Source organism: Pontibacillus marinus BH030004 = DSM 16465, assembly GCF_000425225.1.
GTDB lineage: Bacteria > Bacillota > Bacilli > Bacillales > BH030062 > Pontibacillus > Pontibacillus marinus.
Window position 1 is genome coordinate 29,582 of record NZ_KE384334.1, and the last position, 14,633, is coordinate 44,214.

Below are 14,633 nucleotides of genomic sequence, written 5' to 3' on the forward strand. Positions count from 1 at the left end.
CCTTTAACTTTCAATTAAAGTGACTTTATTGCATCATCAATCGATGTATTCCCTTTTACAACCTGAAATTCCTTCCCAACCGTAGAAGCATTTTCTAAACTTGCGACAATCACGTTTGCTACATCCTCGCGAGGTATTTCATCTCGCTCCACTCGAGAAGCTGCATTCACTCTTCCACTACCTTCATCATTTGTCAGCTTCCCTGGATGGATAATCGTATAATCCAAATCAGTAGACTTCAACCATTCATCTGCATAGTGCTTTGCAGCTACATAAGGTGCAAAAGAGGACGAGGCAGATTGGATGGCTTCTCGTGTAGTGTCATAGGAACTAATCATGACAAAACGCTTTACGCCAGCCTTTTCTGCTGCCTTTATGGTTTTCACAGCACCGTCTAAGTCAACTAAAACGGTTTTGTCTGCTCCTGTATTTGGTCCAGAACCTGCTGTAAATACAATAGCGTCTACTCCTTCTGCCGCTTTAGCTATTGGTTCTATCTCACCTTCCAAATCCACCACAGCGGTTTCTGCACCCATATTTTCAAAATAAGACGCTTGCTCTTCTTTTCGAATCATAGCTTTAGCATCAAGTTGATTATGATCTTGAATAGAAGTTACGAGATGCTTTCCAATTTGGCCGTTTGCTCCAACAATAAGAACTTTCATTTCCCTCATCCTTTCTGTGTATCCTCATATATTAAGGATATATATGAATCAGCTTACACATGTATTAAGTTAACACATTGGTACTGTACCCATTGCACTGAACCATCAAGCATGGGTGATGTGCTAAAAGCTCTTATTGGGAACAAATATTTACTTTCTCTTCTTCTCTGCCTTTGCTTGCTTTTCAGCCATTTGATTTCGTTCTCCCCCATCGGCTAATTCTTCAGCAAATTCGTGATCTTCATTTTCATAGGTCTCTGCTGATAAATTGTTATTCATTGCAGCTTCCTCATTCCATTTTTTCTTACTCATTTATAGCACCTCCATTATCTTTTGTTATCCTGCCAATTATTAGACCATCTATGTAAAACTGCTATTAAATTTAAAAAACAGCCCCTGAAAAGAGGCTATTGAATATGATCTCTTTTTCAAAAAGAAAAAGAGCTACTTCCATATAATTAACATCCACCACTGCCTCTACACCAACAGCAGCGCCACAATCGCTTAAAGATGCATATTCCAAAGAGAAGAAATGCTAGAAGACCAACTATTGTAATAACAATATTCAATACAGTTGTGATACCTGTAAGACCTAGTATGCCAAGTAAACTTCCAATTACTCCAAAGTACACAAGTAATAACCATGCTACTCCTGTTAAGAATCCTAGAAAAATCTCAACAACACTACAACCATAATAATTGTCACCCACATTCATCACCCCCTATAAGTTGATCACGATTATCCTATGAGGGGGTTAATATTTTGCATAAAATATAAACACGAATATCTCAAAAAAAGGTATTTATCACGATATCATGCTAGTAAAAGTAGTCCGGATTTGTAGATTTCCTAATTAAAATACATTTGGAGTTACAATGTTTTTATAAACATTACTCCTTACAAAACCGGGGGCATCTCGCTCTTTCAAATATTTCAGTTTTTCTTGTTCTAGTTCTGCAATGGAATCTATTTCCCCTTGCAAGTACTGATCCAACCTTCTTCTCGTGGTGTCTATTCGTGCTAGCAATCCACCATAGCGAATGTCTAGCGTCTCCCAACCAAAAGGCTTATGATGGTTCATCCACTCATCACAATGGAGAGTTCGTAGCGTTTCTATTCTTTCTTTTAATAGCGGTAAGTCTTGATTAAGGAATTTTTCTAATGACTGATGATCCTGAGCATCGTAAAGTTTTTTCAACCTAATCCCCAATTCACTCTTTATACTCAGTACAGAACAAATTTGAGACGGTACATCAAAAATTGATGACCATTCACCTACTTTCTGCTTTGCTTCCTTCAGCTCTCCTTCAAGTTCGCAATAATAGTCGTTAAGTGGGATCCCTTCTATTTGCTTATCAAACATCCCCATTAAAGGATCCTGCCAGAGTAAAAATTTCGATGGATTGTCTGGTTCTAGCTGAACCTCTTTAGACTTAAAAGGAGGTTGATCTAATTTCCCCAAAGCAAGAAAAGCGTCAGCATCTGCCCCGGTACAGAATTGGAAACGACGTTTTACCTTTTCCACGCCTACATGATCGGAATAATTATGTTCTGCTAATAATTGCAATCCTAACAGACTCGAAAAGGCATTCGTCTCTGCTCCATCATCTCCCCAGAGCGTGGCAAAAATCTCTGTTACGCCCTCCTTTTTACAGGCAGATAATGCAGCTTGTGTCGTATTCCAGGCTTTATCGTAGTTGATGGATATCCCGTTCCACGTCCACAGTCCACCAGCGAATAATGGTGTTGATCCAAACTCTTTATGTTTCTTTAAAAAGCCACGATAAACCGCTTCATCCTCATGATAGTAATCCCAGTAAACAAACTGTACCTCTTTTGGCATCTCCTCGATAACGTCTTTCGGAATGATGGCATATTGATCGTAATAGTGCCCTTCTTTAGATGCCATGCGAAAATACATATCACTCCATATCATGGGATTCAGCCCTTTTTCACTTGTAATGTTCAACACTTCATTTAGATGGTCATTCATGATTTGGAAAGTGGATTGATAGCCATTTTTCTTTAGGTATTGTCCTTTTCCCATTAAATGAGCTTCATCCATGCCGATGTGGATTCGGTTACTTCTGAAGGATGATGATGCCGATTCGATCATTTGCTGGATTAATTCATATGTATCTGGAGAACCTGCTAAAAGGATATCTGAGGTATCTTTATATTGGTTGCTCGTATCCCAACGTAAAAACGTAGAAAGGTGTGCCAAGGTTTGAATACTGGGGATCACTTCTATACCGAATTGATGAGCATACGTATCAATTTCTCGTAATTCTTCCTTTGAATAGCGTCCACGCATATATCCAAAGTATGGCTGCTCTTTAATTTCATACGTATCTTCCATATAGAGCATAAGCATGTTTAAGCCCATTTTAGCCATGGTTCTTACGAGACGTTTCATTTGTTGGATTTGCATGACCGCATTTCTTGAACAATCTAGCATAATACCATTGGTTATAAACTGTGGCTTTTCTTCTAATGTAAAAGAATCACGCCTTGATACATGTTCCAAGAAAAGTCCTAGAGCTCTGAAAAAGTGGATGTTCTCCTGGTAATATATATGTGCTTCTCCATTTTGGTAGATTACCTGAAGCTTTTGTTGATCCCACTTATGAACAGATACGGGCACTCCTTCTTCTGATAGAGAGAAGCCTATCTCACTGCTCAATTGTTCCATCCCCTGTGTTAGCTCTTTCAAGTCTCCTTTAAATGAAAGTTTCATATCAATCGACTCCCCCCCTAGTAATCTCTATCATATTTCTGCTTTCATGTGATTCATAGATTCCTTGAATTACACTAACGACTGATTTGCCGTAGGTACCTGAATTCTCTAAAATGCGTTTGCCTTGGATGGCATCAATCAGCTCCATGAATTGCTTTTCAAAAGGTGATTTGTCGCTTGGTGTTGGTACTTGAGCGTATGATCCTCCCTGACTTACATACACTCCTTTTCCTACCTCAACCTTCATCATCCCTTTAGTAAAAATAAGTTCGGTTACATGCTTGGGAACCACTTCATACCCCGATATAGAGATGGTGACAGGGATCTCGTTTTCCGTCTCCAAATAGACTAGGCCGCTTCCTTCTATATCACTTGAAACCTCTACATCTCGATGATGATAACTCAAATTCGCCATTACTCTTGAAAAGCGAGAATTCAGCAACCACTGGATCTTATCGATCGAATGAGCCCCTAAATTCATCATGATACCCCCACCAGCTTTATCACATTCCAAAAACCAAGCGGGGCGATCCTGTTTAAAATAGTTCATATGCCTGGTTTCATTAATTTGAACAAGCTGTCCTAGGATCCCTTCATGAATGCGTTTTTTCGCTACATCATTTTCCGGGAAATAATGTTGGATATGCCCGATCATCAGCTGAACATCATGATCGGAAGCCACTTGAATCATTTCATCACATTCGAGCGTGTTTAGAGCCATTGGTTTTTCTAATAAGATGTGACACCCGTTTCGGGCACAAAATATAGCCGCATCTTTATGTAAAAAATGCGGAAGACTGATCACCACAATATCAGGTTTTTCTTTTTGAACCATGTCACGATAATCAAGATACCCAATAAGGTCATATTCTCTACTAGCTGTGTTTACTTTAGCCTCATCAATATCAGCAATAGCAACCGCTTGTAATTCTTCTATACGACTTATGGCTTTTAAATGCTCTGAAGAAATAATCCCCGCTCCAATTAAAGCTACTCTTAATGACATGTTTATGTCTCCTTAGCAAGACTTTTCCATCTGACTTTTAAAAAACTTATGTCTCGTATTGCATTGTGATATAGCTGTTCTGTTTTTTCATTTTCCAAAGCTGTACCTTCTGTAAATTCTAAAGAGAAATCACCGTTAAACCCGTTTTCCTTAAGAACTTGAATACGACTTTCAACAAATTCAGGATAACGCTCTAACAGGTGAAAACGAGAGCCATCAAATAAACTTACGTGAGCATAGACAACTTTCTCCCCTAAATGCTTAAACCAGCTTTTTACGTCCGTACCCTTATGGAAAGGATGAATCATGGCTCCGATATCATTGGAGCCGATCCGCTTAAAAACACCCTTCGCTATTTTCGGATCTTCCATAACAGTACCTGGATGACATTCACAAAGAAATGTACATTGGTTTGGTAATTGTTCCTTCCAATCTTGAAAGTTTTGAATGTACTCATCTAGACGCTCCGGATCTTTACCGAAATTGAACTTGATTTTGTTTGCTCGAAGTCTGTTCACCATATTGGCAGCTTGGGCTCTTTGTTGTTCAAAACCGTCTTCAAAGCTTACATAGGAGTTGTAGACTTCTACAGGTATAGAGGAATGTTTAAGAAGTTGGATTTCAGGTTCTGATGCTTTTAAGCTATGATTCTCCCATAACTCAATCCCATCAAACCCGTCTGTTCTCAATTTAGGAAGCCAATCACTTACTGCAATCGACGGGTTTTGTCCTTCTTCCCATCGATTCTTCTCTAAAAGGACCGTATTCATGAAAAATGAAGTCAATCCTACTCCTCCTATCTCCAAGAGATTTAATTCATAACAGCAACAGGTACGACCTCTTCATTCATTTGATTAAAATCAATGTGATACACATACCTCGGTCGCCCTCTTCCATTTAACTGTTCTTCCCCTACCACCTTAGCCACTTTTTGATTCTCTAACGTTGTGAGGATCCTTCTTGCACTTCTTAATGTGATCGAAAACCCCTTCGCTAGCTCCGCGGCTGTAATGTTGTTGCGGCCGATCGATTCACATAAACACTGTAATTTATAAATCGTCGCTCCACTTACACCTCGCTTTTTAAAATGTTCAATCGCTTGATCACTTTCATAGCGAATCGGAAACTCTGAAAATGATGTAACTTTGATTTTGTTGGATAAATCATACAAAAATTCGCGAATGCATGTGTCTGTCGGAGTAACGAGGTCTACCTCTACAGGATAATCACGTAATGCATCCACAACTTCCGGGTGACTTGTTACGATTGTTTTAACTTGATGATCTTCTATAGACTTCACATGAAACTCTACTAATTCTTGTGTGGTCATCTTCGAATGGTGCTCATTTATATACAAGGGAGCTTTTTGAACACCTTCGTTTTGCAGCTTTTCTTTCATCTTTTCTTCACAAAAAACATCTACACTCAGCTTGATAGCCCCCGCTTCATTCGAAGATGTCAGTACACTTTTGAACAACGTTTTATATAATGCCGTAATCGAGTATCTCAACTCATAAACTGGGAGATCATTCAGCATCTCCACCATATTTTGATTAAAAGCTAGAGGATGAATCACGATGGCACAGTCAATCCCATCGGAGTGGAACTTTTTCAAATTACACTTCATGTTCTGATCAACAACCAAAGGAACAAAAGTGAACCCTGGAAACTCATCACGGAGCCGATTTACGATATCGATCATCTCTTTCGTGCCAATCAGTAACGCTTTGGTTTTCACAACTTCACATCCTATCTCTCCGATTTAAGCGATTATTTTAAACCTGAAGAACTAGCTCCTTTGACAAAGAATTTTTCTGTGAAAAAGAAGACGATTAAGATTGGGATTAAGGACATTAAAGCAGCTGCTACTAAGTATTGTTCTTTTCCGAACCAAGCTCCAGACATCGACAGGACACCTATAGGTAATGTAAATTTCTCCTGAGAGGACAGGTAAATAGCAGGAGCCATAATCTCATTCCACTTGGTCATAAACGTAAAAATCGTTAAGGTAGCCAATTGCGGTTTACACATAGGCATGAAGATCCGCCAGTACGTTTGAAGCGGAGAACATCCGTCCAGTTTAGCCGCTTCTTCATATTCTTTTGGAATACTCAGGAAGGCCTGTCGCATGAGGAAGACGCCAAATGGTTGCGCCAACCATTCCAGTATCCATAAAGGAACAAGGGTATCGAGAGCCCCCATATGCTTAAAGATAATAAATTGAGGAATGATCATGACTACAGGTGGAATCATGAGCGTTCCCAAGACCATGATGAACAAGGAGTTTTTAAAAGGAAAATCTAATCGAGCAAAGGCATAAGCCACCATTGAACAGGAAAGTAATGCCCCTAGCACGGACAAAACTGTTACGATAAAACTGTTCCATCCATATTGGGCAAAGTCGGTCATTCTCCACACTTCAACGTAGTTTTGCCATCTGAAAGGATTAGGGATATATTCGACTGGTATAGCGGTGTATTGTTTATAGGTTTTTAATGAATTAAAGGTTGCTGTAATAAAAGGCGTCAACATAATCATGGCACTAAACGTAATGACGATATAGCTAATGATCTTTCTTCTTTTATTTGGATTCTTTTTCATTACAAACACCTCTAATATAAATTGCTACTCTACTTTTCATAATGAACCCACTTCTTTTGCATCTTCACTTGGATTAATGTAATGACAAAAAGAATGAGAAACAGCACCCATGCAATGGCGGATGCATAACCCATTTTCAAGAAAGCAAACCCTTGCTGGAATAAATACAGCATTAAGACCATACTGGCGTTATTCGGCCCACCAGCTGCAGTAATATCACCTGAATTCCCTGTCATAACATAAATTTGTTCAAACGCTTGAAACGTTGTGATCGTACTTAGCACGAGAACAAGAAAAGTCGTTCCAGAAATCAGTGGCACAGTTACATGTCTGAATTTCTTCAAGATACCTGCCCCTTCTACCTCAGCAGCTTCATAGAGATCTTCAGGAACATTTTGCAGACCAGCTAAAAAGATGACCATCATATAGCCGATGCCTTTCCATACGGCGACAGCAACAAGGACTGGAATCACAAGTGCTTCATCATTTAACCATTGTTGAGGTTGTGACCCCATCTTCACCAGAAGGTCATTGGCTAACCCAAAGCGTGGGTTAAAGATCGCATCTGCTACATAAAGAACAACAGTCCATGAGGAGATCACAGGTATAAAATGAGCTATCCGGAAAAATTTCAGCCCTTTTAAACTTTGGTTAAGCGCCACCGCCAGAATTAGAGCTAAAATCGTTTGTGTAGGTACAAATAAGACTGTGAAATAAACCGTATTCCATAAGGACTTCCAGAACACTGGATCATTAATAAGCTTGTTATAATTCTCTAAACCGATCCATTGCGGAGCATTAAGCATGTCATATCGTGAAAAGCTAAAATATAAGGATGCCAATAACGTAAAGGCAATAAAAACTATGAAATGAATGAGGTATGGGGATACCATCAGTAATCCCCATTTACCCTCATGACTTAATTTTCTTTTTCGTTTCGACAAATTAGGCTTTGCTGTGTTTTTTTGTAATCTCGTATTACCCAACATTACACGTCACACTTTCTATAAGGAATTCAACGCTATAGGTGTTATTGATTCTCATAGAATTCATCTAACACTTTTTGTACTTCCTTATCTGCACGTTCTAGAGCTTCTTCAATACTAGCTTCTTTCAAAAATGCTCGGTTGAAGTTGTCTCCTGTTTTCTTCACCCATTCTGACCAAACTGCGTTCACATCTAGTGTTCCGGCAAATTCGAAACTATCTAAAAATGCTTGCTTATTTGCTGGTTTATCACCAGAATTTAAGAACATATCAGACTGTGCTACAGATTTTTTCACAGGAACCGCTTCACCTAGCTCAGCCCATTCTTTCTGAACGTCATCCTCTGACACCCAGTATTTCACCCATTCCCAAGCAGCCTTAGCTTTTTTATCGGAGGCATCATTGTTAATGATCCATGAATTCGCAATAACGGGGGAGAAACGCTCTCCATCTGGTCCTTTTGGAAGAACAGTAACATCATAATTCACACCTGTTTCATTCGCAGCTAGTACGCGAGCATAGATTCCAATTCTCATAGCCGCTGTTTCACTAGGGAAAGGAGACATTGCGCTTTGAAATGCTTGTAGGTCTGATGGATCTGTAAATATTCCGCGATCCATCCCATCAACAATGTATTCCATCGCTTTTTTATTTTCTGGTGTATCAATAATGGATTGTTTTAAGCTATCATCCAGAATGCCACCGCCATAAGACTTCAGAACCGTCATCCAGCCTTCTGTAATACTGAAGAAGGTAAGACCGTATTGGTTTACGCTATTCGATTTAAAGCCAGATTCATTCGCTGTTTTACCACTCGTATCAATTGTCAACTTAGCTCCAGCTTCTTTTAGATCTTCCCATGTCCAACTTTCATCCGGATAATCAACGCCTGCTTTATCGAACATGTCCTTGTTATAGAAAAGTGACGCAATTTGGATCCCTTGAGGAACAGCCCAATAGGAACCGTTTGGCCCTTTGTTGAAATCTAAACCATAATAATCGTCCTTATTGAGATCTTGATTAATCCACTCCGTTAAATCTTTTGCAGCCCCACGCTCGGCATACTTTTGAACAAACACACCATCAGAAAGCCACACATCAGGTGCTGTTCCCCCTGCGATTTGGGTATCTAGCTTCTGGAAGAATTGTTGGTATGGAGCATTTTGCGTTTTAATTTTAATATCAGGATGTTGTTCCTCAAACTTGTCGATCAACTCCTGCATCTTCTCATCAGCACTACCTGAAGAATAAAACCCTAACGTAATTTCTGTAGCACTTGAGTCATCTCCACCCTTACCTGAAGATTCATCTGAACACCCTGCAATAAACAAAGCAAAAACAGTCATAAAAGCCATCCATAATTTCATAACCTTTTTCTGATTCATCTTTTCTCCTCCCCTTTTTAAGAAAACGCTTACATATTATATTAAAGCTAAGGTTGAATTCAGAAAATGTAAAAATATTTGAAATATTGTGTTTTCTTCAGTAAAATAATAGTATATGGAAGTTTCTACTATTTTAAAGGAGCTTGCTATGATATCTTTTAAACTTAGTTCTATAAATTCTAAGCTTTTTATGATAATCCTCTTATTTGTATGTATTCCTTTACTTGTTCTAGGCTTGATTTGGTTTGAAAAGACAACCGAAACCATTGAAGAAAATGCGGTGCAATATAGTCAGCATCTTTTGACTCAAACGAATGAGTACATGGACTTTTATTTACATGATTTAGAACAAGCTACCTACCCTTTTCTATCTAACCCTCAAGTACAGCAATTTCTTGATATGAACACCTTTAATTCAAACCGATACAAACGATTCATTATCTCTCAACAAATTCAAGAAGAAGCGTTTTCTCCCCTATTAAATGGACGTTCCGACATCTATGGCATATCCTTGATTAATCAAAATGGTATGCAAGTACATAACTACTCAAAAGTGAACGATTATTTGAATATGGATCATATTAGACAAATGAATGAAGAATTGTGGGACGACGTTGATAAGCTAGAACCTTATCAGTTTATTAATATAGACTTTATCCACTCCACCCCTGTCCTTACGATCGTAAGAAAAGTATATGATAAGAACACCTATAATACGTCAGGTCTTCTTATTGTGAACCTTCGTTTGAATCAAATCTCAACTATTATTAACGAAGTCACATTAAGTCACTTTAAGCAAGTGTGGATTGTGAATGACCAAAACAAGATCATCTATCACCCTAATGAAGATCAGCTGGGACAAACGTTTTCTAGTAAACAAGCGTCAAACCAATCGAATGATCGTTTCTCCATTCAAAGTCATGAAAGCTTAAAGACACTAATGGTTTATGACTATTCTCCTCAATCCAATTGGACAATGGTCGCCAACGTCCCGATGAATCAAATTATGGCGAACCTCATCAGCTTAAGAAATTCCACCATTTGGATTGGACTCCTTCTTATCGGGATAGCTTTGTTGTTCATTGGCGGCTTTTCTTTTTCACTAACCTATTCGTTAACTACCTTACAAAACTTAATGAAGAAAGCTCAATCTGGTAAGTTAAATATTCAAAAGAAGCAGCCCTTACCTTTCTATAGAAATGATGAGATTAGCGACTTGTATAATAGCTTTTACAACATGACCGGTGACCTGGATCGATTAATGAAAGAAATCAAGCATTCCAAATTAATAGAAAAAGAGATGGAATTGAAGACAAGAGAATCAGAATTGCAAGCAATGCAGTCACAGATCAATCCACACTTTTTATACAATACGCTCGAAATCATCAACTCACATGCCATTATTGAGAAACAAATGATGATTAGTAAAATGACCACAAGTTTAGCTGATATGTTTCGTTATAATGTCAGCAACACGAAAAGCGTGGTAACCCTGGAAGAAGAAATTAACCAAATTCAAACGTATCTTGATATTCAAAGAGAACGTTTTGAGGACTTGGATGTCTTTCTTGAGGTTTCAGAAGAAGAGATTAAAGAGGTTTTGACAGCAAGACTCACCATTCAACCCATTATTGAAAATGCATTCATCCATGGTTATGAGGAATATGAACTCACTCCAACATTTATCGGGATCTATGGAGAATCATGCGCCGATTACTATAAGCTTTCCATTGTCGATCAAGGAAAAGGGATGAACGAGCAAACCCAATCCATGTTCAATCAAGCATTCACACATAACGAAGATCCTCCTACTGATAATAAAACGACTAAGAGGATCGGCTTAATTAACGTTCATAAACGAATTTTTGGCAATTTTGGCTCTCCATTCGGCATATATATAACTAAGTCGGACGAGTCAGGAACGACGATAGAGGTAAGGTTACCATACAACACTACGTTCAATAAAAGGGAGGCTTAACCATGTATTCTGTTATTTTGGTAGATGACGAAAAGATGATTAAACGGAGTCTTCTTGCATTAATTGAAGGAAATGAAACGGGTTTTAAAGTAGTCGGTGAAGCAAAAGATGGTGAAGAAGCTTTGCGCTTAAACCAACAATGTAACCCGGATTTGATTATCACTGACATCCGAATGCCTAAAATGAATGGCCTCAAATTTATTAAGGAAGTGAAAGAAGCAAACAAACAATCCAAATTCATCATTATTTCGGGGTATGATGAATTTGAATATGCTCAAGAAGCCATTCGATATGGCGTCGTCGACTTTTTATTGAAGCCGATTAAGCCTGAACAGTTCCTTTCCTCTTTAAAAAAAGTTCATCAGCAAATCGTTGGAGAGCGGAACTCGACAAACGAAAGAAGCGAATGTTTAGGAGTCATTAAATCATATACAGAGAAACTCGTGCAGCAATTGTGGCTTTTAGAGGAAGAGCAAGTCATCAAATTGATTGATGACTACCATGAAAAACTGAAAGACGCTAGGAGTGAAACCCATTCTTTACGCTCCATGTATGCAGATTTTCTAATTTATTTTCATTCAGAACTAGAGAAACAATCGAATCTTGTTAAAGGTGACATTATTCAGGCTTCAGATATTCCCTATGATGAGAAGGAAATCAAGGATTCTATAATCTCCATGTGTCAAAATATCATCAATCAACTTAAGACATCCAGAAATATCGGTCACCGAAACAGTATATTAACGACTGTTAAATACATTGATGAACATTTTTCTGTGGAGGATCTGTCACTAGTGGAAGTTGCTGATACGATTGGTATGTCTCCTTCCTATTTTAGTATGGAATTTAAGGCGGAGATGGGGATTAGTTTTAAGCAGTATGTAACCAAATTACGTATGGAAAAAGCAAAGGAACTTCTAAATAACCCATCCTATAAAACGTATGAAGTCGCTTATGCCACAGGATATGGGGACTACCCACACTTTACGAAAACCTTTAAAAAGATTCTCGGTGTAACCCCTTCTCAGTACAGAAAAAGAATTGGTGTTGTCAAAGAAACGAATTAGGAGACAAATCACCTTCATCCTGATGATTTCTCTCCTTCTTCCTATGTTTTTAGTGCTTACACTTTCACAATCCATTTTTGTTCCTGATCTTGATTTCGTTTCACAAACAGAACATCTCCAGTCATCTGTGTTCCTGCGAATTGATAACTGTATGGACCTTGATGAGAAAACACGATAATTTCTGATTCATCTCCTCTGTTTACCTGCAGGGCTGTCACTTTGTCCTCGGAAAGTTTTTGTGAGCGTGAATTCCATACATCGACTTTCTCAATGGAGATATCTGGCTCTTCATTTTCCTTAAAAGGAACGAGTGCTGTTATGAATTTCGTAAGTCCCTTCCCTTTTTTCTGACACCTGATTTTATTTGAGGCTTGCTTTTGATTGTAGTCCCTCGAAATCCAACAGGTATCTTTCTCATATTGAACAGACTCCACTTGAATCATGTTTAAGTTACTACCATTGCGCCCTTTTATTCGGACGCTATCATTTATAGAGTCGATTTCTACATTTGCATGCTCATCAAAATGAAAATGTTGTTTATAATCGTGTTCTTCTTTTGAATGAAAGGTATCAACTAAGATCCAGTAATGCGGTTTTACATAAAATATTTGTCTAAGTACTTGAACGGGATCATCTAGGCTCCAATATCCATTGTGGCCTGCTTGCACATAATCAAATGAAGGGTCACTCTTCCAAAAATGCTGTACAGGTTGCGCTACATGATCCCAGCTCCATGAGTTTTGATAGAGGGAGATCGTTTGGTCATCCACACTGGTTGTGTTGTGCTGGAATGACTCTTTAAAATATCGTCTTTCTTCGTTTTCCATGTATGTGTATCGACCTGTATCAACCAACAAATCTGATCCATTTGCACTTAAATCAAAATGTAAAAAATCATCATGGCCATGGGCACGAATGATGTCCATGTGTCCTCCATCAAATAATAGATAATGCTCATCTGAGCTCCAGTCATCACGCATAATGGAGTACCCAGATTCGTTCAGATGAATCGAATTAAAAGAAGGGGGATGACTTTGGAGCGCTTCATATGTTTTCATACCATCTTTCCCAAAATACCAAAGACCTTCAAAGTCTAATACTGGGTATCCTTTATATTTTAAGTCTCCTCGATTAAATAAGACTGCTCCACGACTTAACACATCACGAATATCTGTATGGTCACTATCACTGATCATGGGTTGGCGCCCATTTGGTTTCACAAACGCTAAGGAAGCTGTAAACATCGCATTTAATGTTTCATTTAGTAGGTCTGGAATTTTTAATCCATTCATGTTAGCTAACCAAACAGGTTCAAATAGACAATGGAGTACCTCATGATGATACATCGGACTTTGTTCGTTATGCATGCCATCCTTAAACACCTGAAGCTCACACATCGATTCCAAGCGTTGAATCGCTACCTGTAACCATTCGTGAGATTCACTGAAGTGAGGGAACAACAATCCAATTTGAAATAATCCATTTGTTTCTAAGAACCCCCAGTTGCTTTGCTGATCATGTGGGGTATAAGCAACACGTAAGTATCGACCATGCCACCAAAGGGACTCCCTAAATTGATTTTCTTCTTCAATTCCCCAGGCTTCTGATTCCTTCACACAAAAATACCCTTTTATCCAATTGGTAATTCGAATACCACTGTCTAACTTCCGCCACGTATCTTTCACATTATATTGATTGGCTTTACTCTGCTGAATCTCTTCTTCCGTTAAAGGGTTCTGGCGGATCCAATCCTTCATCAGATGTATAAAAGCTTGAGCGTATTTCTCATCTCCAGTAAGCCAATACGCCTGACCCAGCTCTGCCATGAACCTGGAACGATTCAGGTTGACCGTCCACTCAAAATCTCCTTGATAACGAAATGTCCAATCGACTTCCTGATCGAATGTAATTGGGGTTTCACAGCGTTCCATATCCCAACGATGGGTAAACACAAATGTTTGGTTACAAGCGAGGTCAGCTCTATGAATCACCTCTTCCACTTCATCTTTCCAGTATTTTTCACATACGTCTTTCAGAAACGTTTTATCATGTCGTTCATAGAAGAAGATACTCTTTTTTATTGAAGTGTCCATCCGAATCCTCCTATGTTTTGTCAGCAAAATTTCTTCAAGCTTTATTAAAGTTTAGAAAAAGGGGGAGGAAGATACAACGACCTAATTATGACCTTTTATGTAAAAGGGTTGCCT

The 14,633-nt window shown here is 38.6% G+C and carries 13 protein-coding genes; 2 read left to right on the forward strand and 11 right to left on the reverse strand.

Annotation, left to right across the window (positions count from 1 at the left end; all coding sequences use genetic code 11):
* Window positions 1–14: 14 nt before the first annotated feature.
* The 10 genes from H514_RS0119705 to H514_RS0119750 all read right to left on the reverse strand — a co-directional run bounded on the left by H514_RS0119705 (window position 15) and on the right by H514_RS0119750 (window position 9,381).
* Complete coding sequence (locus H514_RS0119705; RefSeq protein WP_027448507.1) at window positions 15–665, reverse strand: SDR family oxidoreductase; 651 nt, start codon at window positions 663–665, stop codon at window positions 15–17.
* Window positions 666–815: 150 nt separating this feature from the next.
* Window positions 816–977, reverse strand: coding sequence for a hypothetical protein (locus H514_RS25030; RefSeq protein WP_169449782.1), 162 nt, complete (start codon window positions 975–977; stop codon window positions 816–818).
* Between the two features lie 146 nt (window positions 978–1,123).
* Entirely contained in the window at window positions 1,124–1,375 is a 252-nt protein-coding gene (locus tag H514_RS0119715; protein WP_051255246.1) for a hypothetical protein, read from the reverse strand.
* Between the two features lie 144 nt (window positions 1,376–1,519).
* Window positions 1,520–3,403, reverse strand: a complete 1,884-nt coding sequence (locus H514_RS0119720) for a beta-N-acetylhexosaminidase (protein WP_027448509.1) — start codon at window positions 3,401–3,403, stop codon at window positions 1,520–1,522.
* A gap of 1 nt (window position 3,404) precedes the next feature.
* Window positions 3,405–4,409 (reverse strand): Gfo/Idh/MocA family protein, encoded by a 1,005-nt coding sequence (locus tag H514_RS0119725; RefSeq protein WP_027448510.1) that lies wholly within the window; start codon window positions 4,407–4,409, stop codon window positions 3,405–3,407.
* A gap of 2 nt (window positions 4,410–4,411) precedes the next feature.
* Window positions 4,412–5,194 (reverse strand): sugar phosphate isomerase/epimerase family protein, encoded by a 783-nt coding sequence (locus tag H514_RS0119730; protein WP_027448511.1) that lies wholly within the window; start codon window positions 5,192–5,194, stop codon window positions 4,412–4,414.
* Window positions 5,195–5,220: 26 nt separating this feature from the next.
* Window positions 5,221–6,147 carry a helix-turn-helix domain-containing protein gene (locus tag H514_RS0119735; protein WP_027448512.1) on the reverse strand — a complete coding sequence of 309 codons (927 nt, stop codon included), beginning with the start codon at window positions 6,145–6,147 and terminating at the stop codon, window positions 5,221–5,223.
* 32 nt (window positions 6,148–6,179) lie between these two features.
* The gene (locus H514_RS0119740) at window positions 6,180–7,010 is read right to left on the reverse strand and encodes a carbohydrate ABC transporter permease (RefSeq protein ID WP_027448513.1); all 831 of its coding nucleotides are present in this window, start codon (window positions 7,008–7,010) and stop codon (window positions 6,180–6,182) included.
* Between the two features lie 29 nt (window positions 7,011–7,039).
* On the reverse strand, window positions 7,040–7,999 hold the full coding sequence (locus H514_RS0119745; protein WP_027448514.1) for a carbohydrate ABC transporter permease: 960 nt from the start codon (window positions 7,997–7,999) through the stop codon (window positions 7,040–7,042).
* 41 nt (window positions 8,000–8,040) lie between these two features.
* Complete coding sequence (locus H514_RS0119750) at window positions 8,041–9,381, reverse strand: ABC transporter substrate-binding protein (protein ID WP_027448515.1); 1,341 nt, start codon at window positions 9,379–9,381, stop codon at window positions 8,041–8,043.
* A gap of 148 nt (window positions 9,382–9,529) precedes the next feature.
* Between H514_RS0119750 and H514_RS0119755 the strand changes: the two genes are divergently transcribed.
* Window positions 9,530–11,359, forward strand: a complete 1,830-nt coding sequence (locus H514_RS0119755; protein WP_027448516.1) for a sensor histidine kinase — start codon at window positions 9,530–9,532, stop codon at window positions 11,357–11,359.
* A 2-nt stretch (window positions 11,360–11,361) separates the two neighbouring features.
* Entirely contained in the window at window positions 11,362–12,426 is a 1,065-nt protein-coding gene (locus H514_RS0119760; RefSeq protein ID WP_027448517.1) for a response regulator transcription factor, read from the forward strand.
* Window positions 12,427–12,482: 56 nt separating this feature from the next.
* Here the strand turns inward: H514_RS0119760 and H514_RS0119765 are convergent, their stop codons facing one another.
* Window positions 12,483–14,519: an alginate lyase family protein gene (locus H514_RS0119765; protein ID WP_036841904.1), complete on the reverse strand. Its 2,037-nt coding sequence runs from the start codon at window positions 14,517–14,519 to the stop codon at window positions 12,483–12,485.
* Window positions 14,520–14,633 lie beyond the last annotated feature (114 nt).

Coding starts and splice junctions, on each gene's coding strand:
- H514_RS0119705 (WP_027448507.1), bottom strand. CDS start 665: ATGAAAGTTCTTATTGTTGGAGCAAACGGCCAAATTGGAAAGCATCTC.
- H514_RS25030 (WP_169449782.1), bottom strand. CDS start 977: ATGAGTAAGAAAAAATGGAATGAGGAAGCTGCAATGAATAACAATTTA.
- H514_RS0119720 (WP_027448509.1), bottom strand. CDS start 3,403: ATGAAACTTTCATTTAAAGGAGACTTGAAAGAGCTAACACAGGGGATG.
- H514_RS0119725 (WP_027448510.1), bottom strand. CDS start 4,409: ATGTCATTAAGAGTAGCTTTAATTGGAGCGGGGATTATTTCTTCAGAG.
- H514_RS0119740 (WP_027448513.1), bottom strand. CDS start 7,010: ATGAAAAAGAATCCAAATAAAAGAAGAAAGATCATTAGCTATATCGTC.
- H514_RS0119745 (WP_027448514.1), bottom strand. CDS start 7,999: ATGTTGGGTAATACGAGATTACAAAAAAACACAGCAAAGCCTAATTTG.
- H514_RS0119750 (WP_027448515.1), bottom strand. CDS start 9,381: ATGAATCAGAAAAAGGTTATGAAATTATGGATGGCTTTTATGACTGTT.
- H514_RS0119755 (WP_027448516.1), top strand. CDS start 9,530: ATGATATCTTTTAAACTTAGTTCTATAAATTCTAAGCTTTTTATGATA.
- H514_RS0119760 (WP_027448517.1), top strand. CDS start 11,362: ATGTATTCTGTTATTTTGGTAGATGACGAAAAGATGATTAAACGGAGT.
- H514_RS0119765 (WP_036841904.1), bottom strand. CDS start 14,519: ATGGACACTTCAATAAAAAAGAGTATCTTCTTCTATGAACGACATGAT.